This is a genomic window from Cellulophaga sp. BC115SP, from assembly GCF_009905545.1.
Taxonomy (GTDB): domain Bacteria; phylum Bacteroidota; class Bacteroidia; order Cytophagales; family Spirosomataceae; genus Flectobacillus; species Flectobacillus rivi.
Window position 1 is genome coordinate 1 of record NZ_JAAALB010000068.1, and the last position, 22629, is coordinate 22629.

The 22629-nt window shown below is 36.0% G+C and carries 15 protein-coding genes; 11 read left to right on the forward strand and 4 right to left on the reverse strand.

Annotation, left to right across the window (positions count from 1 at the left end; all coding sequences use genetic code 11):
* The first annotated feature begins 591 nt into the window (after window positions 1–591).
* Both GVN22_RS25195 and GVN22_RS25200 read left to right on the forward strand, forming a co-directional pair.
* Entirely contained in the window at window positions 592–915 is a 324-nt protein-coding gene (locus tag GVN22_RS25195) for a DUF952 domain-containing protein (protein WP_166553777.1), read from the forward strand.
* A 191-nt stretch (window positions 916–1106) separates the two neighbouring features.
* The gene (locus GVN22_RS25200) at window positions 1107–2516 is read left to right on the forward strand and encodes a chloride channel protein (RefSeq protein ID WP_166553778.1); all 1410 of its coding nucleotides are present in this window, start codon (window positions 1107–1109) and stop codon (window positions 2514–2516) included.
* Between the two features lie 112 nt (window positions 2517–2628).
* Here the strand turns inward: GVN22_RS25200 and GVN22_RS25205 are convergent, their stop codons facing one another.
* Window positions 2629–3828, reverse strand: coding sequence for a nucleotidyltransferase family protein (locus tag GVN22_RS25205; RefSeq protein WP_166553779.1), 1200 nt, complete (start codon window positions 3826–3828; stop codon window positions 2629–2631).
* Window positions 3829–4436: 608 nt separating this feature from the next.
* On the opposite strand from GVN22_RS25205, the gene GVN22_RS25210 reads away from it, so the two are divergent.
* From GVN22_RS25210 to GVN22_RS28505, 6 genes are all read left to right on the forward strand, one after another.
* Window positions 4437–5294: a hypothetical protein gene (locus GVN22_RS25210; RefSeq protein ID WP_166553780.1), complete on the forward strand. Its 858-nt coding sequence runs from the start codon at window positions 4437–4439 to the stop codon at window positions 5292–5294.
* A gap of 139 nt (window positions 5295–5433) precedes the next feature.
* Window positions 5434–7179 (forward strand): asparagine synthase-related protein, encoded by a 1746-nt coding sequence (locus GVN22_RS25215; RefSeq protein ID WP_166553781.1) that lies wholly within the window; start codon window positions 5434–5436, stop codon window positions 7177–7179.
* Between the two features lie 71 nt (window positions 7180–7250).
* Window positions 7251–7394: a hypothetical protein gene (locus GVN22_RS25220; RefSeq protein ID WP_166553782.1), complete on the forward strand. Its 144-nt coding sequence runs from the start codon at window positions 7251–7253 to the stop codon at window positions 7392–7394.
* A 147-nt stretch (window positions 7395–7541) separates the two neighbouring features.
* The gene (locus GVN22_RS25225; protein WP_166553783.1) at window positions 7542–8465 is read left to right on the forward strand and encodes a hypothetical protein; all 924 of its coding nucleotides are present in this window, start codon (window positions 7542–7544) and stop codon (window positions 8463–8465) included.
* Window positions 8466–8519: 54 nt separating this feature from the next.
* A complete protein-coding gene (locus GVN22_RS25230) occupies window positions 8520–8786 on the forward strand; it encodes a PqqD family protein (RefSeq protein ID WP_166553784.1) in 267 nt (88 codons plus the stop codon).
* Window positions 8787–8923: 137 nt separating this feature from the next.
* Entirely contained in the window at window positions 8924–9247 is a 324-nt protein-coding gene (locus tag GVN22_RS28505) for a lasso peptide biosynthesis B2 protein (RefSeq protein WP_166553785.1), read from the forward strand.
* Between the two features lie 65 nt (window positions 9248–9312).
* Here GVN22_RS28505 and GVN22_RS25240 read toward each other — a convergent pair whose 3' ends face one another.
* The 3 genes from GVN22_RS25240 to GVN22_RS25250 all read right to left on the reverse strand — a co-directional run bounded on the left by GVN22_RS25240 (window position 9313) and on the right by GVN22_RS25250 (window position 16366).
* Complete coding sequence (locus tag GVN22_RS25240; RefSeq protein WP_166553786.1) at window positions 9313–11283, reverse strand: alpha/beta hydrolase domain-containing protein; 1971 nt, start codon at window positions 11281–11283, stop codon at window positions 9313–9315.
* A 331-nt stretch (window positions 11284–11614) separates the two neighbouring features.
* Window positions 11615–11977: a response regulator transcription factor gene (locus GVN22_RS25245; protein ID WP_166553787.1), complete on the reverse strand. Its 363-nt coding sequence runs from the start codon at window positions 11975–11977 to the stop codon at window positions 11615–11617.
* A 240-nt stretch (window positions 11978–12217) separates the two neighbouring features.
* Window positions 12218–16366: a hybrid sensor histidine kinase/response regulator transcription factor gene (locus GVN22_RS25250; RefSeq protein WP_166553788.1), complete on the reverse strand. Its 4149-nt coding sequence runs from the start codon at window positions 16364–16366 to the stop codon at window positions 12218–12220.
* 464 nt (window positions 16367–16830) lie between these two features.
* On the opposite strand from GVN22_RS25250, the gene GVN22_RS25255 reads away from it, so the two are divergent.
* The 3 genes from GVN22_RS25255 to GVN22_RS25265 all read left to right on the forward strand — a co-directional run bounded on the left by GVN22_RS25255 (window position 16831) and on the right by GVN22_RS25265 (window position 22526).
* Window positions 16831–19845 (forward strand): TonB-dependent receptor, encoded by a 3015-nt coding sequence (locus GVN22_RS25255; RefSeq protein WP_166553789.1) that lies wholly within the window; start codon window positions 16831–16833, stop codon window positions 19843–19845.
* 83 nt (window positions 19846–19928) lie between these two features.
* Window positions 19929–21557 (forward strand): RagB/SusD family nutrient uptake outer membrane protein, encoded by a 1629-nt coding sequence (locus GVN22_RS25260; protein WP_166553790.1) that lies wholly within the window; start codon window positions 19929–19931, stop codon window positions 21555–21557.
* Between the two features lie 423 nt (window positions 21558–21980).
* Window positions 21981–22526, forward strand: a complete 546-nt coding sequence (locus tag GVN22_RS25265) for a hypothetical protein (RefSeq protein WP_166553791.1) — start codon at window positions 21981–21983, stop codon at window positions 22524–22526.
* Window positions 22527–22629: the final 103 nt, after the last annotated feature.

Below are 22629 nucleotides of genomic sequence, written 5' to 3' on the forward strand. Positions count from 1 at the left end.
CTTTTTGTATTAAGACAAAAAGTAAGACTAAGAATTAATCAATAAAATATGTTTTTTGAAAAGTTTAAACAGCTTCAATATCATGAATATATTTTTTGCCCACTAACTTAAGTATTCTTTCAAAATAATAACTAATCCGTTGAAAGTGTAAGGTATGGAGAATTAAAGCTTTAAATTAAAATTCATCATTAGGACTGTAGGAAGGATTTCCAATAATTGCAGATTTGAGATTAGTATTGTACGAAGGTTGAGTTTTATCATTGAAATAGAATTGGTGTAGTGGTAACTCTTGCAGTTACCACACTCCAAATGGCAACCGCAAGGGTTGCCGCTACACCTCAAAAAACTATGAATGGGAACTCTTTTGAACAAAATATAAACCTTCGTACAATCCTAATTTGGGATTTCTGATTTAGGAAATAAAGTAAAATACCTAAACTTTTGCAAAATATAACTTAAAAAGTAGATTACAGTTCCGAAATCCAACATCCGATATCCGAAATAGACAGTTTTAATTCGTCACTCATAATTCGTTACTTAGAAATCCGCCTATTCGCTTTAACTTTGTACCCAATCTTAAAACAACAAGTTATGCTACTTCATCATATTGTTTCGCCTGAATGGTGGGCTAAATTTGAAGGATTATCCCATTACGAATCCGAAACTTTAGCACAAGAAATCTTTATTCATTTTTCCACGCCTGAGCAAGTAGAAGGTACATTAAATCGCTTTTTTATAGGAGTGCCTCGTTTGATTTTACTACATATCAACCAAGACTTATTAGAAGCTGAATTAAAGTTTGAATCTGCTGGTGACCATGGCGTTTTTCCACATCTTTATGGTAAATTAAACATAAGTGCAGTGTTTAAAGTGGAAGTAATACAGCCAGATGCCAACGGTGTTTGGAAAAGATAGGACTTGTAATTTTTTTATATCGATACAGTGCTTTAATTCTCTTGATTTCATAATTTGAAATGAGGATAATTAAAGCACTTTATTTTTGTATTATCTGATTACTAATGAAATTCTAATAAATTGCGACAAACCAATAATCTACTTTTGTATCTAACCAATCAAAACGAGAATAAATTTAACCTGCTAAGAAATTGAATTTTTCAAGGAAACGAAATATTGTAAAGCTCAAAAATCATCCTTTTGGAAGGATCTTTTGGAATTATTTTGAAGAACTTTATCTTCGGACCTTATCAACTAATCAATCGCTCAGAAAACAAACATTTCAAGTCATTCCATACCTTGTAGGAGCACTTATTACAGGTACGGTGGCTTTTTTGTATAGCCGTATTTTTAGTTTGGCTGAACATTGGTCTATTTTGGTATTTGAATATTCTCCGCTAAGTGTTTTTGTGATTACTCCGCTTTCATTTGTGTTGTCTTGGTGGGTAGCACAGCGGTTTGCACCGTACACCAAAGGCAGTGGAATTCCTCAAGTAATGGCAGCTTTAGAATTAGAAAAGCCAGAAGAAAAGTCTTTTATCCGTTCTTTTGTAGGATTGAAGGTGATTTTGGTAAAGATATTTTCTAGCGCCATAAAAGTACTTGGAGGAGGCATAGTGGGTAGGGAAGGTCCAACTATTCAAATTGGGAGTTCAATTTTTCTAGAAATAAAAAGAGCTTTACCAAAATGGTGGATTAATATTTCCGAAAAAAATATGTTGATTGCAGGTGCTGCTTCAGGACTTGCCTCGGCATTTAATACTCCCTTAGGCGGCGTGATTTTTGCGATAGAAGAACTCTCAAAATTTCATATCAAATATTATAAAACACCTCTTTTTATTGCAGTCATTACCGCTGGTTTAACAGCTCAAGGGCTAGGAGGCTCATATTTATATTTGGGTACACCCAAAACAGGTTTCGAAGGATTGAAAGTAATCATAGGCATCGTGTTAGTAGGGGTGATAGGAGGTTATTTAGGAAGCAAAATGTGCGTTTTACTTTTGAAATTTATGCAGTTTTTTGGTAAGATAACATCAAATCCTAGGAAAGTACTCGTCATTATTTTATGTGGATTATGGGTAGCAACAACAATATACTTTTTGGGTTTTGAAGCAATGGGCTCTGGTAAAGAAATCATGGAGCGAGTATTATTTACCAACTATAAGTCTGTGGAATGGTATCTGCCCCTCGTAAGAATTGTCGGGCTTATGACCTCGTTTGGATTTGGAGGTGCCGGTGGCGTTTTTGCACCATCCCTAAGCACGGGAGCTACTGTAGGTGCGTATGTCTCGCAGCTTTTACATCTAACAGGAGGTAACGCCAACTTACTAATTCTGATTGGAATGACAGCATTCTTGACAGGAGTTACACGTGCGCCTTTTACAAGCGCAATCATTATTTTTGAAATGACAGATCGCCATTCAATAATTTTCTTCTTGTTAATTGGCGGGTTCTTGGCAAATATTATCGCCAATTTCGTTTCATCACATTCATTTTATGACCAATTAAAGGATTTGTATTTGAAAGATGTGAAGGAGAAAGTAGAAGTTAAGAAAGAGTAATAGGGGATGGGATTTTGGATAGAACGGCTATTCCAACGATATTTCCTAGTAATTTTGTTTCTTAAAACTTCTTGATGGCTATTTTTATAATTGACATCAAGAAGTTTCTTTTTTATCCCAGAATACCATTATTTTTCAGTATTTTCCTTGAAGTGTTGAATACCACACTAAGAAGTTTTCCTAGGACATTTAGGTAGGTATATTTTTCATGGAAGTAAAATAGCCTTTTTTCTTCTGCGCGATTCGGTCTTGAGTAATGAATTAGTAGCCTTTCTATAAATTTTAGTCTTGATTCAACAGTATCCTGGGATTTTCTGATTAATCCTAAGAATGCAATTCTCCTAAAAATTTCAGGATTGGATTTATCGTTGATAGAGGCTTTTTCCCAAAAATCTAGGTATTGTGGGTAGTCATTTTCAATAGTAGAAAGTCTATTCTGGATAATGTGTTCGGCTAAATCATGCCCTATCTTATTTATTTTAAACATTTTATAGATGGAAGCCCATTCATCATACTCATTTTTGGTAATGGTAGGATAAATTTGTTTGAATAAAATTAAATCACAGATATATTTTAGTTTAGTCCAAGCCTCCCTTCCTCCATGATGATTTAACATCATTTGATAAATCATAGGAGTTGAAGGAAGCATAATTGATTTATTATTGAAAGGCTCTAAGCTACTATTTGAAAAACAATCTTCTGCCGTTAGATTATAAACATGATAAGATTCCTGTAATGCCCAATGTAAATCAATAGATAATGTAATTCCTTGTGGAGATTCTTTAAATAGGTTTAACTCTTTCAATACAAGATTATTCACCAGGTCATCTACTGTATTTTTGTCAAAATTCCCATCTTCTGAATACATCATTTTCCAGCCATTCTGACAAAGTAATTCAATAACCATTGGAACATCTTTGGGAAGTACCAATAGATCCATATCTCTACTTTCACGAAGAAGTGTATTCGTAAATAATTTTTGCTGAAATAGTAGTCCTTTGTAAGGCAATACGCTTATTTGATTCTTATTTAGCAACGAAATTATAAATTGAAACTCAATTTGATAAAGGAGATTTTTTTTGGTCAATAATCCCAAGAATTTCTTCTGTTCGTTGGTGTAATTATTTTTAATTCCTACTTTTTGAAGTGCACTATATAGGATAGGTCGGACTCTGTGAAATTTAGCAAGATTTGCAACTCTATTCCAATCAAGTTTTTCAACAGAAGTAAGTTGTCGCAGTCTTCCATCTTCATGCGATAACAAAACCACTTTTATAGATTCAAATAATAGTTCTAGTTCGGGGGATATCATAGGCTGACGTGTTTTGAAAATATATCCACATACATACGTAAATCTTCGGAAATGGGATAAGGTTACTGTTTAATGATTTTGATAAAAATGGCATTTGTATAAAATTAATCCCCTAATTTATACATTTATAAATGAAAAAAATGCCTTATCTATTTACATCTATTTGTTGTGTTTGCTCGAAATTACATTCATGAATTAAAATTCACCATCTATGAGCTTAATCTTACCACTCATGAGGTTTTCTCAATTTTACAAAATTTATTAAATTAAGTTTGTTCATAAATCTTTAATAATGTTCAACCCAAGCAATTTTAACAATAGTTCACATGAAAATATGGTTACATCAAATCTCTATTCAACTCAAAGCTCACAAACTTAACCTTTAGTAGTTCTGAAATCTTGCTGAATCGATTTAGTGTTAGTTTTATGCAAGGTTATAAACCCTACATAGTCTTTTCTTTGTTGATAAAAGCGTCATTGGTTTTAGTGTTGGGAAGTAACTTACATTTCTAAATGATGCGTATTCTTTCATATCATCTAATAAATTTTTTGTAAAATATTCAGTTCTTTCATTATTCCACCGTTTTGTGATAAACCTAGTTAAATGTATGAATACTCTAAAATTTCGCGAAATACTTCATTCCAATGTGCCCTTCTTGGAGATAGTCAAAAAAGTTTATCGTATTGAACTAACTCATTTTACAGAAGAGAGTTTGTGTGAGTTTAGCTTTCTTTCAATAATCTATGAGAATGAGGTGTCCAAAAAGGAGCAGTTTTGTATAGAAGACGAAATACCTACAGTTAGATATGTTTCCATCGAGGGTGAGAATAAATACATTCAATCATTTAATCTTGAAGATTTACAGATTGACTTTCAGAAAGTATTTGAGCTCATTCATGAAATGAGCGACAATGTGTCATCCATCAGTATTGAAAAGATTGATATTCAGAATGAACTTGTAGTTGCGTATATAGTAAAGGGTGAGGATGAAACTTTACTAATTATAGATGCTCAAACTGGAGTTCCGATACCATATCTAAGTAATAATTTTAAGAGTATTCAGGGATATGATATGGGGTATATCTTTAGTAAGGGGACTATTTCGAGGAGATTGAAACTTCTTTCACCATCTATGGTTGCATTTGATAATGATGAAGAAGTTAAAAGTGATGAGTTTTATACAACAACAACAGTTCCTAGACTTAGAGAGATAGCCAAAAACACATTGCTCGATTATCAGGTTATAGTAAATCTTAAAGATTCAGCAATAGGAGTGCCTTATCAGTATGAAGGTATGCCTCCTTACATTATGAACTTGAATCCAGTAGTTGAAAGTGAAAACATAAAAGTAAGTGATATTGTAAACTCTATTTTCAATGGTAATGGGGAAACACAATTAAGAAAATCCTATCACTATTATTTTTATAAACCTTATTTGAATCAATACAAATACAGATTATGCTAAAGGAGAACCACTGGAATTTATGCCACCTTATCTAACGATCAATTTCATGATTTGTGTGGAGGGGCTTTTTCCAAGTCCTGAATAGCCGAAATGATTTCACGAAAGAAGTTTCTATAAGAGATTTTACACTAAGTATTAGATGGAAAAAAATATCTACGGGGTAGTCTCGCCTAGTAAAGTTGAATTACCTGAATTTGAATTGATTGCTAATAACAGATACGCGTTTTTTGCAAAGGCTCGCTTGGATAATAGGGATGACTTAATCGCGGCGTTGAAATTGGAATCCCAAACTCAAGATAACTCCATTGTAGCTCATGCTTTTTTGAAATGGGGAAAGCAGGTAGTAAATATGTTATGTGGTGATTGGTACCTCATAGTATTCGACTATCATGTGAGAGAACTGTGGATTGCTCGTGACCAACTTGGCTACACTGCTATCTATTATACATTTATCGGGCAACAGATTCATTTTTCAAATGTAATAAACATCCTTCTAGATAGGTTTCATCCTGTGTTAAATGAAAAGGCGCTAATCTGTAAATTAACGCTTAGTAGAGAACTGATTGATCAGCCCCATACAGATTTTGAAGGAGTGTATCCGCTAGAAGGAGGTACGGAGCTAATTTTTAAAAACGACACTGTTAAAATTAATCGATACTGGAATCCAGAGGAGACCACTGTACGTAAATACTCCAAAGCAGAGGATTATACAGAAGAGCTTTTTGAGCTTTTTTTAAAAGCTGTGAAGAGTAGAATCCCAGCTAATGGGTTGGTTACCTCTATGCTCAGCGGAGGGTTAGATTCTGGCGCTGTAGCAAGTCTGGCAGCGAAAGTACTAGGCGATCAGGGTAAGAGTTTGACAACTTTTAGCCATGTGCCTCTGTATCGTGAGTTGCTTGAGCCAGAAACTCAATTTACTTTTTTTGATGAAACTGACAGAATTTATGACACGGCTAACTTTTACCCAAATATTCAGCCTGTCTTGCTAAATTCAGTAGGGATCACTCCAATCCAAGGAATAAAAGAGTACTTGAAAGTAAATGAACAATTGATTCATGGGGCGTCAAATGCGTATTGGATGGTTGATTTGTATCATGCAACTAAGACTAAAGGAGGAACAGTATTACTCACTGGAGAGCATGGTAATATCGGCTTGTCAAATCAAGGTGAAATAAATGAGATGAGTTTTACACATCCTTATTTTTTAAGGAGCCCAACACGATTCATTAAAAAATTATTAAAGCCAGTATCTCGAAGTGTAAAGGACATGTTAACAGATCCTATAAAGCTAATTGAATATAGATTAGACCAAGGGTTTGTTTCTTCCACCATTCGGAAAAAGTATAAATTGGAAGAAAAGAAAAATTTAAAGTTTTATGATGACGCATGTTATTCTGGTGAGTCACTTAATTCAAGAATGAGTCATTTATTAAAGCTTAATAGGCATGTAAGATGTTTTAATGGAGCAAATGTTAAATCTCATTTTGGTGTAGAGTTGAGAGATCCAACAGCAGATAAGCGAGTAATAGAATACTGTTTTTCGATTCCTAATGAGTTCTTTTTTGATAAAAATGGTGTAGGAAGAAATATCATGAGAAAAATGATGAATGGGTTAATGTCTCCTGCTACATTGATGGAGCAAAAAAAAGGAAAGCAATCTAGTGATATTGTTGCTCGATTGTTAGCTTCTTCACATGAAGTGGATGATACACTGTATCATTTGATTCGAAACGAATACTTTCAATACTTGTTTGATACTAAATCATTAGTGAATTATTGGAATCAACTAAAGACCCAGAAAATAGGACAGCCAGTAAATAATCGACCCAATAACTTTTTAAAGGCAATAATGACCGGTCTATTGATTGAAAGAAATAATTTCTAATAGACGAAAGACTGTTATCCTCAAGAGGGGTTAGCTAAACCAACTTTTATTTTAAATAGTTAAACAAAATTATGATGGAAAACACAAAACAAATGCAGGATGCAACAGAACTCAATGTTCATAAAAAAGAGTGGATTGAACCAATGATGGAATCCTTTTCTATCGAATTAGCTGGAGGTGATGGTGGAGATTTAGCAGGTGAATCTGCATCTTAATTTTTTATTCAGTTAATGTTGAATTTCAACATTAACTGAATAATCTTATATCATCCGTTCAAGATAAGTTAAATTATTTTACCTAACACTATAGTTTAACTTATCTTTTGTCAAATATATCTATCGACTTGCTGTTTTGATATAACCATGATTTACTATTATCAAGCCTATAAAATTCCTATTAAGTCAACAGTTAAGTTATCACACCTAATCTCATTAGAAGGAGTTTTTGAAGAACAATATTTGAGTGTGGAAATAGGGGAAATGCCCAAAGTGTTTAACGCTCCTATGGAGGTGCAAAATGATTTCTCTCATTTAAGTGCTAAGTACAACCCCAATGAATACTATTTGGAGATAAAAGGTGTTGCTAAGTACTATACACTAAATGGTAATAAGGTAATAATAGAGCCAAACTCGGATAATATGGATGAAATTCTAACTTATTTTTATTCTAATTGTCTGGCAGCTGTGTTATTTCAAAGAAATATTTTACCATTTCACGTTTCTGGGGTATTTATTGATGAGCGTAGAGTTGCACTATTTGCAGCGCCTTCCAAAACAGGGAAAAGTACCATTGCTACCAAACTTAGAGAATTAGGCTACAGAATTTTTACTGATGATACTGCAATTCTTACCATAAGAAATCAAAAATGCTATGCTTTGGCTTCATATCCTGTCACCCGACTATGGCAGAGTTCTATCGTAAACCAAATGCATTTTGAAGAAGTGGGGAAATTCAAATTACTAATTCATGAAGATAAATTTGGATTTAATTTTACTGAAGACTTTAGTTCTGAAGCCTTTGAAGTAAGTGCAGTTATATTCCTTGATATAGAAGGTGATAACATTACCATTCAGCCTGTGAATCCTTTATTAGGAATGCAGCTTTTGTACTTAAATATTTACCGAAAAAACTGGGTTGAAGGTATGAGGAAGCAATCTCTGGTATTTCGGCAACTCACTTCTTTGATAGATAAGGTGCAATTGTATAGAGCTACTAGACCCAAAGATATTCCAACATTTGATTCGTTTGCAGAGCAAATTTCAAAAGAAATATTAAAGAAGATTTAATTTAATCAGTGGGTAAAAAGAACATTTATAGTAATAGCAAAAACCTGTTTTAAAATGGAAACATATAAAGTGAATACAGAAAAAATTATGTACTCGCCTCTTGAAGATAAGGGTGTATTGTTTGATGTTGAAAAGAATGAATACTATTCTTTAAATGAAACTATGTACAAAGTTTTCCTTGGATTGATTGATAACAAAAGTATAGAGGAAATCATAGCGCAGATTCAAACTGAATATTCGATATCTTATGATGATTGCAAGTCTAGTGTACTAAATGCTGTTGAAACACTTAAAAATAACAATGTATTGGCTAGCAATTAGCATACAAAAAGGAAGGTAATAGACCGTAAAGTCACGTTATGAGTTCAAATTATTTAGACCTATTAAATAGGTATTCTACAAGACGAATTATCCTAATTGGTGGGGCGTTATTGTTATCCTTCTATGTATTTCTTCTTATGAAATATTTTAAGAAAAAGTCTCATTTTATTTCATCAAAACCTGATATTTTCACTGCCTCTGATAATTTATTACTTTTTGACATACAATGGGCTGTGAGAAAAGTCTCTAAATTAATTTATTGGGAATATGTTTGTAGACATCAAGCTTACTTAGTGACAATCCTTTGTAGAATTTATAGAATTCAGTATCAAATATTTATTGGTACTAAGATAAATCAAGAGACGAACAGTGTGGAAGGACATGTTTGGACCACTTCTAATGGGATATTTCTATCAGGAGCCTGTAATGTCGAAGAATTCCAAATCATTCAAACATTTTAATAGTTTCTCCAATCTAGTAACACTGGGTCGGAGAAACTATTAAATTTGATTTATTTGCTTGTTTTTTACTCAAACAAACTATTCTTTTCTGCTTTTTTGATTTCTCGCTCTGCATCCTCTGGGAGCATGAGTCCTTCTTTTACCATTTCTTCGGCTGCTTTTTTGACTAATGAAACATAGTGTTCGGAGTTGCCATATCTTTCTTCTAGTGATAAACGGGGGTCATTTTTTACTAATCTTTCTGCTTTGGTTTTGGCAAATGGCAGAAAATATCCGTCTAATGGTGCTAAATTTCCTTCGCCATAGCCTTTGATTCTGAGCGACCAACCTGTATAAGTGCCTAGCGGAACTCGTCTTGTTAGGGTATGTAATCCTCCAATTTCGTTATTATCTTGATCGACTGTGGGTACCAGAACTGTATAAACTTTGTCTTTGATGAGTTTGGCTGGTTCATGGACAATGCCTGTCATCCATTTTGCTTGAAACCCCTTGCCAAAATCCCTAACCGTGTAGCCATCAACCAATCCTTTGAATGGAATATTGGGAAGTGTTTGCCAACCTATTTCTGTACTTTTGGCAAGCGTTTTGTCTGCCACCTTAGGATATTGGCTCGCAGGCGGATTTTTATCTTCCATCACCCACTGTTCTAGTGCCACGTGTAAGGCACGCCATGAATCATTAAAAGAGTTAGTGTTGTTGGATTGACCAGTAATCTTGTTGATGTTCTCGTTTGGTGCTGGTCCGTGCTGTGTGCTGGCAAAATGATAAATTCTGACATTTTTAGGAATTTCTGAGTCTGTTTTACCATAAACATCTGTTGTCCTGAGTGACATACGCATTTGCCAATATTCCGTTGAACTTACGGTGTGCATAATTTTGGGCAAAAATCCTTGTTTCGCGCAATTTTCAAGAATGCCTCCCGTTGTGCCTGAAAGCGGGTCGGTGGTGATATTCCATGTAAAAGGAGCTTCGTTGCCAGCAAATAGGATTTCTTCATGCTGTAATCCTGCACCTCCTGGGCGCCCAAAACGGATGTTTACCGAAGTTTTGCGTGTAGCAACATGTACGTTGAGTCCATCAAAAATAATTTGATTTTTTTCGCTGGCATTAAATCCTAGATGAAGGAATGTTCTCAAAAAATTACCACATTGTGACACACCTATCGCAACAGACTTTTTGATGTATCCTGCCAACTGGTTTTGTGGACTTTTATCATAACGACAAAAATCTACTATATCTCTAGTTGCAGCCAAGCCTAAACCTAATACTAAAGGATTTTGGGCGGTGTATTGGAACTCATAAATATAATTCGGGTCAAAACCGCCCTTTAGTGAAAGCTTAGTTGTACTAGGTACACAGTCGCCTTTGGTACAATCACTAAACGACCATTGTGTCGATGGAATCTCTATTGGCTCATCTAATGGGTTAAATTTTCGGGTCAAGCGAGCGGTTTTGGTATCCAAACTAGCTGTTTCATAAGGGGTATGGAATTGTCCAGTGAAAGTTGTACCACTCAAAGGAACAGTTGGCGTAAGCTCGTTTACGATAAACTCGGTATGGAGTTTCCCCATAATGGTTTTGCCATTTTGTGTTGCTACTGGTACTTTAATTTTAATCTTACTATCGCCATACAAATCACCTTGCCAGCCTCCCCAAAGAAACACATAGCCACGTTTCATGAGTGTAGTGTCGGGTCCATAAGCATTGCCTCGGTTCGGAACATTGTAAAAAAGCAAGCCATTGGATTTACTCATATCTAGAGGTTTCAGCATCACAAACTCGGTGACATATTCAACCATACCATGACTGTTGCGTGGCGCAAGCCTAATATCTTGGATGATTTTGTTGTGAGCCTCAAAAGGATTTACTTCACCATAAGCTAATCCTGTAATTCTCACAAAGGCGCCTATATTGCCAAATACACGGCCATTTTGATAGGATTCTTCCTTAAGGATTTCAAATTTAGTGATTTTTGCAGAAACAGAATAACTGCCTATTGTCAACAAGAATAGAATAAATAGCGTAATTTTTTTCATAAAAAATTGGTTGAAGGGGAATGAATTTGGGTACTGGTATAAGTATTTAGATAGAATTTTGATTTACAATAATTGGATTAATTTTGCTCTGTATTTATACTTAAATGGCTACAAATATAGAAGCTGTTTAATCATTTTCGTTACAGGTAAGTAAATTCACAAGCTAAATAGAATCATTGTTCAAGAAATCTTCAAATTGTGAACTTTAACGTATATGTAACAGAATGAAATTTTACTAAAAAGCGAAACCCAAGCCTATCGGTTTGGGCTTGGGTTCTTTTTTAATGCAGTAATATGTAAGGACGGTTTTAATTTGAAATGTTATGACTCATTAGTTAAGATGAATGAGTCTTTGTGCTCTAAGTAGTAACTCATTCATTCTGAATGGTTTTTCTACAAAATCATTGGCGCCTAATCTAAAAACGTCATTGATGGTATGCTCATTACTAGTACCTGATAATACCAAAATAGAAGTGTCAGAAAGCTTAAATTCTCGGATATGAAGAATCAATTCTTGCCCTCCTGCGTACGGCATATTCAAATCAGTGATAACAACATCAGGTTGTACGTTGTCGAAACTTTCGATGGCGTCTAAACCATTTTCGGCACTAATAACAGTACAATCGTTTCTAGAAAATTTGTCGATTAATAGTTTTCGAAGAAGTGGTTCATCCTCAGCAATTAATACTTTCATTTATAAAGTTTTATGGGTTGTTATTGGAATCGTCCAATAATATACCTACGAAATAGGACATATTATGGATTTCGATAAGGTGCTATTTTTTAAAAAATTTAATAAATAGGCTATAGGCTGTAAGCAGTTGACATTAAGCTAAATGTTTACATTATTTCCATAGAAAAATTATAAAACTTTAAGCTTAGGGCATTATGCACACAGCCTCTCACACATAAAATGTCCACTCATATCTAAATTCTACTTCGCATTCTTATGAATTTTAGCGTATTCAGATGGCGCATATTGATATACTTGTTGAAACATTTTTCTAAAATATTTGGCATCTTCAATCCCCACGATGGTAGCTACCTCTTGTACCCGCAAATCGGTGCTGGCTAGAAGTTGAGCAGCACGTTTTAAACGAATATCCCGAATAAACTCTACCACAGACTGACCCGTAATGGATTTTATTTGGCGATAAAAACCTGATTGACTCATAGCCATCGCTTTCACCAACTCTTGGACATTGAAATCTTGATTACTCAAGTTTTCTTCCACGATTTTCATGGCTTTTTCTAGGAAGGTTTTTGTATCATCAGGAATTGCTACAGCACTTGGCTGTAGCAATATTTGTCGTTGATAGTAATCTCGTATCAACAGGCGATTGTGTAGCAGATTTTGTACTTTGGTTTGCAATAACTGAGGATGAAAGGGTTTTGACAAATATTCATCCGCACCATTTTCCAAGCCTTCAATTTGATGTGCCGCCGCCGAGCGAGCCGTCAGTAGCACCACAGGGATATGGGAAGTTTTAGGATTTTGTTTCAGTTTCCGACAAAGTTCCAAACCATCGATATTTGGCATCATAACATCACTAATGATAAGGTCTGGCATTAACTGACTGGCTTTTTCTAAGCCATCCTGACCATCCACGGCAGTAAAGGTCTGATAATGAGAGTCAAAAAGCTTTTGAATGTATTGACGTACTTCAGGATGGTCTTCTACAATCAAGACTTTTTGAGCATGACTAGCATCATGGTTTATATCGATACTTTGGATAGGTTGCGGAGGATTTTGCAACCAAGTAAGCTCTTTAGGCGCATTTTGCGTGATTTCTTCAGGCTTCAAATGAGCAGAACCACACGGGAGTTTTATGGTAAAAGTTGTCCCGTTTCCGATTTCACTTTGTACTAAAATTTCACCATGATGCGCTTCTATGAATTGTTTTACCAAGGATAATCCAATACCAGTTCCGACTAATTTCATGGTTTCGGTATGTGATGCCTGAAAATAAGGGTCAAATATCTGTGAAAGTGCCGAGGCTTCCATACCAACGCCATTATCCTGAATGGATATTTCCAGATAATTGTCTGACAATAGTTTATTTTCAAAAAGGGCTTCTTCTCTCGAATTCCCGACTGTTTTTACTATCACCTGAATTTTTCCGCCTGATGCAGTATATTTAAAAGCGTTAGAAAGTAAATTCGTAAGAATGATTTCAATTTTTGAAGAATCAAAAAACAGCTCAACTTCCTCTTGTGGCAAATCAATGGTATAATCAATTTGTTGCTCTTCCGATTTTAACTGAAAAATCAATAAGATTTCACTCAATATTGGAATAATGTTGTCTTTACTGGCAGCAACAGAGATATGCCCTGACTCTACTTTCCTAAATTCTAGTAGTTGATTTACTAAATCATACAATTTTTTGCTTTGCTGATGCACTAGTAGCAGTTTACTTCTAAATGGACTTGGCGTAGTAATCATTTCCTCCAACGGACCCAAAATTAAGGTTAGAGGTGTCCGTAATTCATGCGAAACATTGGTGAAAAAACGAAGTTTTAAGTCTGTTAATTCCTTTTCTTTTTCAGTTTTGTAGGTTTCTAAAGAAAGCTCATTTTGTAGTTTTTGATGGCGCAAGGTAATTTTACGATACAAATACAACCCTGCGATAATCAATCCTAGATATAGGATATACGCCCACCAAGTCTGATACCAAGGAGGTAAAATATGAATGGTAACCGTTTCAATTTTAGACCATTGTCCTTCACCGTTATGCGCTTTTACACAGAGTTTATAATAGCCCGAAGGTAAATTAGCAAAATTGGCTACACGAGCATTAGAGCCTACATATACCCAATGAGGATTATAGCCTTGAAGCTTGTATGCATAACTAGTTTTGGCAGGATTGGCAAAGTTTAGACCGACAAACTCTATTGAAAAGTCATTTTCATTGGCATGAATTTCAAGCTCTTCGAGTTGATTAAATGGCGCAGGAAGCACCACCCGATTGTTGATTTCTTCTCCAATTTGTACCGTTTGGTTAAAGATTTTGAGATTGGTAAACCGAACGGTTGGCGCTTGTAGGCTTGGTTGGATTTTTTCAGGATTAAAATAAGTAACACCCTTGATTCCGCCCAAATAGAGTATCCCTGCTGCATCTTGATAGGCTGCACCGACTTTGAATGAATTACTCTGAATACCATCGGCTACGTCATAATGTATCCATTGTCCTGATTTTGGACTATATCTTCCCAACCCAGAGCCTCCAATCCAGATATTTCCTTGTTTATCTTGCAAAATACCTTCAACATTTGATTCTGGAATATTGATGCGTCTGACCAGGTATTTACCATTTTTTAGGCTTTCGATTTTGTTTAACCCACCGCCAATCGTACCTACCCAGATAGCCCCCGAAGGGTCTTGAACTTTCTGCCAAGCAAAATTCACACTTAATGAATTTGGGTTAGTGGCTTCAAAACTAAATTTTTGTAATAGCTTCAGTTCAGTGGTTTGAATTTGTAATAACAAAACACCCATATCGCGAGTACTTGCCCAGATTTGTTCCTTGGTTTTGTCATACAACAAATGTGTGAATTGCCGAGCTTCAAGGTTTTTATTGGTGGTCGAATAGATATCAAGGATTTTTCCCGATTTATCCATTTTTAGAATTCCATTTTCGAATGTTGCTACCCAAATAAAACCTCCAGATGTTTCGATGATACTTTCAATACTGGTAGAAGGAATAGATAAAGCAATTTTTCTCAAAACTCCATTTTGCAAAAGATATAAGCCATTGTAGCGGGTACCCACCCAAAGTGTACCGTTGGTATCCATAAAAAGTGTAGATACGTCCGTACCTGTGGCGTCGCCTTTTAGTTCTCGATTAGCAAAATTGGTGTAAGATTTGGTTTCAAAGTCATATTTTGAAAAACCATTTCGGGTACCTATCCAAAGCCAGTTATGTTTTGGGTCTTTCAATACTGCATTGACATAATTGTTCGGTAGGGTAGGACTTTGAAAAAAATGGCGCTGAAGGTTTTCAAAAGGCTTTCTTTTCAAATCTACCTTATTTAACCCACCTGCTGAGGCTGCCAACCATAAAATGTGATTTGAGTCTTCATAAACCTGATGAACTCGCCCAGAATTGATACTATTAGGGTTGTCATCTTTGGGTAAAAATACTTGAGGCTTACTTTCAAGTACACGAGCAGGCTCACTAATGTCTTCCCAACAATAAAGACCAAAGTTGGTGCCCACCCACAAGCGATGAAACGAATCAATGCGAATACATTCCATATCTTCAATGGAGATAGGGGCTTTATGCAAAGTGAAATTTTTAAACTCTCTTTGTTCAGCAGGACTGATAAAGTATAGGTTAGTATCTGCGCCAAGCCACAAATTACCTTTCGTGTCAAACTGTAAGGCACGAACTGTTTCGCTTGGGAAAGGTGCTTTTTGCGCTGATGTTTGTTGAGCAGATGATAGGAAAAAAAGCCCTTGGTTGACCGTTCCAATCCAAACTTGTTGTTTGGTATCGACTACCACCTCATTGGCCATATATTGTAGTTGATTTCCTAGAATGGCGATACGACTTATTTTTTCTAAAACATGAGCTTCATTTAGCGTTAGCACAAATACGCCATCGCGCGAGCAGGCGTAAAGATGATTAGATTGGTCGGTAGCAATAGACAAAATACTCGCTTTACGAAGCAACTGTATCGTTGATTTATCAGCGGAGGAGCTAATGTTTTCAGCAATATTGACAAACTTATCTTTGTTGACATCATAATAACCGAGTCCAGCACGTTCGGAGCCATACCATAAAGTACCATTGTTTTGTTTATGAAAAACATGAATTCGATTAGAGGTGAGTCCATTTAAGGGATTTACTGGAAGCTTATATTTCTTCAATTCGAAGCCATCATAACGGGCAATTCCGTCGTTGGTACCAATCCAAATAAACCCCAGATTGTCTTCTACCACGCACATGGCATCGCTATGTGGCAAGCCCTCATTTACAGTGAGGTGCTCAAACTGAAATTTGTTTGAGTTTGTTTGAGCGTACGACTCTTTGTGTGCTAAAGCCATCAGCCAAAGCACAAGGAATAATTTTACTACTTTCATACTATTAACATTCAATCGTCTACATACCATTAGAAATATAGGAAGGAGTCCAACTATTTCAGATTGGGGATTTTTGATTTCGGAAAAAAGGTTAAATACCCCTATTTTTTAGAAATGAAAAGCTTACACTTCCAAAATCCAACATCCGATATCCGAAATAAACAGTTATAGAATCCTTCAAATAGTCTTAACACTTCATCTACTTTATAAGGAAAAGAGGCAGAAGGACTACTGTAGTTTTAATTAAAAAAACTGATTTTCTGACAAAATTGTGTAAAAATAACACAAATTAAGTTTCTGTGATTTTATCCCCCGTTTTTGACGAAAAAAGCCCCCGTCTGACCCACTGCTACCCCTTAGTTTTGTATTATTCAAATGTAGGATTTACCCATTCTTAGATAGATAGCAAGTATTTCCTCAAATTCTTCTAATTCAATAAAATCCCAATCAAACGCTAGGAGCCTATGAAAATCAAATGGTTACTATTATGTAGTCTAGTGCTTAGTATGGAAAATCTACAGGCTAATAACCTTGTAGCAAATTCTACTAATGCCAAGTCTACTCTCGGCGCTTATACGCTAAAAGAAAAAACAATTACTGGTCAGATTACCGATGAAAAAGGCGAAGGCTTACCAGGGGCAAGTGTGGCTGTAAAAGGTACGAGTATTGGTACTAATACAGATTCGAAAGGTAATTTTACCCTCAAAATTGATGACTCAAAAGAGGCTGTTATTGTGGTGACGTATGTAGGATTTACTACACAAGAAACTACAGTTGGTGGTCGTTCGGTAGTGAATATCCAGTTGAAAGCTGATACCAAATCATTAGATGAGGTTGTAGTGGTAGGATACGGTACTCAAAAGCGTTCGGACATTACAGGTTCGGTTGCGTCAGTTCCTAAAAACAGATTATCTCAATTGCCCGTTACCAACGTAATGCAGGCTGTTCAAGGCTCGGTAGCTGGGGTAAACGTTTCTCAATCTTCTTCTGTTCCTGGTTCTGAACCTTCAACGATTGTTCGTGGTCAAAACTCTATTAACGCAAGTTCGGGTCCTTTTGTAGTGGTTGATGGTATTCCATTGAGCAAAACGGGTGGTTCATTAAACGACATCAACCCGAATGACATCGAGTCGATGGAGATTTTGAAGGACGCTTCGGCTGTAGCAATTTATGGTACAAACGGTGCCAATGGTGTTATTTTGATTACTACCAAACGTGGTAAAACTGGTAAGCCATCTATCCGTTATAGTAACTACACAGGTATCGAAGATTTCTCTCACGTGCTTCGTCCTCGTAATGGTGCTGAGTATTTGCAGAAATACAAGGATTACTTAATCCAAACTGGTCAAACTCAAACGAGCCCTGTGCCAAACTACAATGAGTTGACGAACTATAACAAAGGTATCGAAACAGATTGGTTAGGATTGGCAAGCCAAACAGGTATCATGCAAAACCACAACTTGAGTATTTCGGGTGGTACACCAAATATCAAATACTTTATCGGTGGTGATTACTTGAATCAAAAAGGGGTAATTAAAGGATACCAGTATCAAAGAATCAGTTTCCGTTCAAACTTAGATATTAACGTAACGGATTTCTTGACAGTAGGTACTTCTTTGTTTATCAATAATAACAATTATGATGGCGGTCGCACCAACTTATTGAATGCTTCTGCGATGAGTCCCTACGGTCAGATTTACAACACTGATGGTACCTACACGATTTATCCAATGTTCCCAGAGCAGTTGTACACTAACCCAATGTTGGGTTTGACGACTAGCCGTGTAGATGGAAATACCAACTTGAACGGTAATGCGTATGGCGAAATTAAGTTTGGTGGAAAATTGAAAGGGTTGAAATATCGTATGAACTTAGGTTATTCTTTTATTCCTAAACATACAGGTTCATATACGGGTCGTCAAGCAAATGATTTGTTAGGAACAGCGAACTCCTTCTATTCGCAAACTAACAGTTTTACCTTGGAAAATATCCTTTCTTATACAAAAGACTGGGATAAACACCATTTGGATTTGACAGCGCTTTATTCTGCTCAACAAAGAGAATATAACGAAGCATCAGCAAGAGCGACAGGTTTTGTGAATGATGAATTAGGATTTAACTCAATCGGTGCAGGTGCAACTCAATCAAGTTCTTCTTACGCAGATCGTTATGGTTTGAATTCTCAAATGTTGCGTGTAAACTACTCTTACGACAGTCGTTATTTGTTTACGGTAACTGCTCGTCGTGATGGTTCATCAGTATTTGGTGCTAATACTTCAAAATACGGTTTGTTCCCATCTGTAGCTCTAGGTTGGAATATTATGAATGAAAACTTCATGAAAAACAACCGTACTATTAATAACCTAAAATTGCGTTTGTCGGTAGGTAAATCAGGAAACGAAGCTATTTCGGTATATCGTACAATTACTACTAACAACATCGTTCGTGAGCCATTTAATGGTTTGAGTACAATTGGTGCTGTAGCTGGTAACCTTGGTAATGGTAACCTTCAGTGGGAAACTACCTTGAGCCGTAACATCGGTGTTGACTTTGGTTTCTTAAACAACAGAATCAATGGTAGTTTGGAATTGTACAAAAACAATACTACAGGTATTTTATTGCAAAGAAGTTTACCAATTGTAACAGGGTATTACAACGTATTTGACAACCTTGGCGAAACGTCAAACACAGGTATCGAATTGACTTTGAATACTCGTAATGTAACAAAAGGAGACTTCAAATGGGAAACAACGGTAGTATTTGCGTCTAACCAAAACAAAATTGTTGACTTGTATGGTGACAAAAAAGATGACTTAGGAAACCGTTGGTTTATTGGTCAGCCTATTAGTGTAATCTATGACTACAAATTGGCTGGTGTTTGGCAAAAAGGCGAAGATGCTTCTAAGCAAGACCCAGGTGCGGTTGCAGGTGATTTGAAGTTTACTGATGTGAATGGCGATGGAAAAATCACTGCTGAAGACCGTATCATTTTAGGACAAACTGCTCCAAAATGGACAGGAGGTTTGACAAATACATTCCATTACAAAAACTTCCACTTGAATGTATTTATCCAAACAGTTCAAGGCATTACTCGTAACAACAACGACTTGACGTATGCCGATGAAACAGGTAAGAGAAATACCCCAATCGACGTAGGTTATTGGACTGCTGAAAACATGAGTCAAACACGTCCTTCATTGGCATACAAAAACCCAAGAGGATATGGATATGCATCTGACGCGAGCTTTACCAGAATCAAAGACGTAACCTTGAGTTATGTATTTACGCCAACAATTTTGGATAAACTAGGTTTGGGTGGCTTGACGGTATATGCAAGTGGACGTAACCTTTACACATTTACCAACTGGATTGGTTGGGACCCAGAATCTTCGCAATCGCAAAGAGGTTCGGGCGACTGGACAAACAACTACCCATTAACTCGTCAATTAGTATTGGGCTTGAATGTTAGTTTGAAATAAACGTAAAGTTTGCCTGTAGCTTTTTGAAGACAAAATGGAACATTTATGCTCTTTGTCTAAATCCTAATTAAAATTTGATTTCCATGAAAAAACTAAAAAATATAGCTTTATTGGCGCTAGCAATTGGTACGGCAGCTTGTAAAGATTCCTTTTTAGCAGAAAAGCCTTTTTCATCATATACTCCAGCAACACTCAATGACTCGCTCGGTGTAGAGGCTTCTTTGGTAGGTTTGTATAACCACACAAGTACCATTTTTACTTGGTCTGACCGTCAGGGATGGGTAAGCGTTTGGCAAGTTGGAACCGACGTTGCCAATGCTACAGCTAACCAAGAAGGTATCGAAATCCCATATTATAACTACAACTTGTTGACACCTACCGACGGTGCAGCAGCTCGTACTTGGGATAGAAACTATATCTTGATTAACTTATCAAATATCATTATTAACTCATTGGATTCACCAAATTTGAAGAATATTACTTCAGTTGGTAAAAATAAAATGAGTGCTGAAGCGAAGTTTTTCAGAGCGTATGCTTATAATAACTTAGCGACTTGTTTTGGAGGTGTGCCTTTGTTGACACAAGCTTTAACTGCTCCTAAAACAGATTTTACGCGTGCTTCTATTGATGAGGTAAACAACCAAATCGTAGCAGATTTGACATTTGCAGCAACAAATTTACCTGATATTGAAGAGGTTAAAAGCAATACAAAAGGTAAGTTGTACGGTCGTGCTAATAAGTTTATGGCTATGCAATTGTTGGGTGAAGTGTATTTGAGAATGGGTAAACCTGAGTTAGCAGAAACACAGTTGAAAGCAATTATCGACAGTGGTAAATTCAAATTAGTGAAAAACAGATATGGTATCAAAACTAGTTTGAAAGGCGATTATTACTCAGATATGTTTGTGTACGGTAACCAACGTCGTAGCCAAGGAAATACAGAAGCACTTTGGGTATTAGAGCAAGAAAACCCAAGTAGCGTAGTAGGAGGTAACACAGGTAGTGCACAGCAAAGACGTGTTTGGGGCGCAGCGTATCACAACGTAAGAGGTATGTCTTTGTCCGATTCTACAGGTGGTCGTGCTTTGGGTCGTTTGAGATTGAGTAACTGGGTTATTTACAACTTGTACAAAGATGGCGATATCCGTAACTCATCAAATAACATTCGTCGTCGCTATGTATATAACGATCCAGCACAAACGGCAACGTATGGTAAACAAGTACCTTATGCAGGGACAGATACCTTGTTCAACTTGGCACCTCATACCACAAAATGGTATCAGTTTGACCCGAATGACACCTTTGGTTTTGCCATGATTAAAGACTTTGTATTGATGCGCTTGGGCGAAACATACTTATTATTGGCTGAAGCTCAGGTACAACAAGGTAAGTTGCAAGATGCAGCCAATACCATCAACGTATTGCGTGCAAGAGCATTCCCGAACTATCCAGCACAAGGACAAGTTTCGGCAAGTGATATGACTTTAGATTTTATCTTGGACGAAAGAGCACGTGAATTAATCGGAGAAGAAAATCGTCGTATGACGTTGATGCGTACCAAAAAACTAGTTGACCGCGTAAAACGTTTGAATGCTAGTAGTGCAGTAAACCCAGTTCAAGGTATCGCAGACAAGCATTTGTTATTACCTATCCCTCTTACCGAGATTCAGTTAAACAAAGATGCTGTATTACAACAAAACCCTGGCTATTAAGTATTAGTGCTGAATTATGAGTTGTAAATTTTGAAGGTAATTTTTAATAACCGATATTTTATACTCGAAATTATCAAATCTTATTAAGCATTAATTCTGAATTATGGCAAAACCTAAAGTATAAAGAGAGCGAATACTTCATGGGCAATAATTCAATTTCAGCTCTCTGCATCCCAAATTTCTAGATGGCGCAAGCGAAAGCTTGCGCCATTTTTTGTTACATCGAACTAGTTCAAGTATCGAGCTAGTTCAAGTCTTCAGACTTGGACTCACTTTTTCCAAAGTTTCAAACTTTGCTGGAGGAATAAATCGTGTAGAGTTTTTATCTTTATTCTTTTTGAAAACTTGATAAAAAAAGGATAAAAGCAAAGACATAAACTAACGGAAAAAAATAATAGGAGTTTCATTTTAACAATTTGAATTATGATTCTCAAAGAAGACATCATGCTATATCCAGAAGCTTTTGATATTGACTGGTTCATTGTTTTTAAAGATGGTGAAGTTGCTCAATTTTTTTCTTCTGGCGGAGAAATCCCTAAACTCATTTTAGAACATTATGAGGATTTGCCCGCTATTGCTAACTATCTCAATCAGCTACCACCAACTACAAATAGTATTGAAAATACATTTACAAGTAGACTCTTCCACGAGGGTAATAAGACATTTGAACAAGTTTCGAGAAGAGGAATTCCTGTGTATGATCGCCTTGAAATGGTAGAGCCTTTTGACTCAATTTATTATTTACTCGCCTTTCCAGAAAATATCTTATACATTGATACTTTGCCAGATGAGATAAAAAGGTTGCTTATAAAAGTGAAAATTGATGCTAAATGGCATTCAGATAGTCCCTATTTTGATACAGAGACCATGAAATTAAGCAAGGAAAAACCTAGTAATTATGAATTTCCTATTCAGAAAAAATCAATGTTGGAAAACATATTTGACAATTTTAAAAGTTGGCTGTCCTAGTTCGAGTCATAGACTTGAACCAGTGGTGTTGTAAGCTTCCCCAAAAATAGTACGGATTAAAAGTTTAAAAAGTGTGATATTTTTTAACTTTAGGTAAGTATTA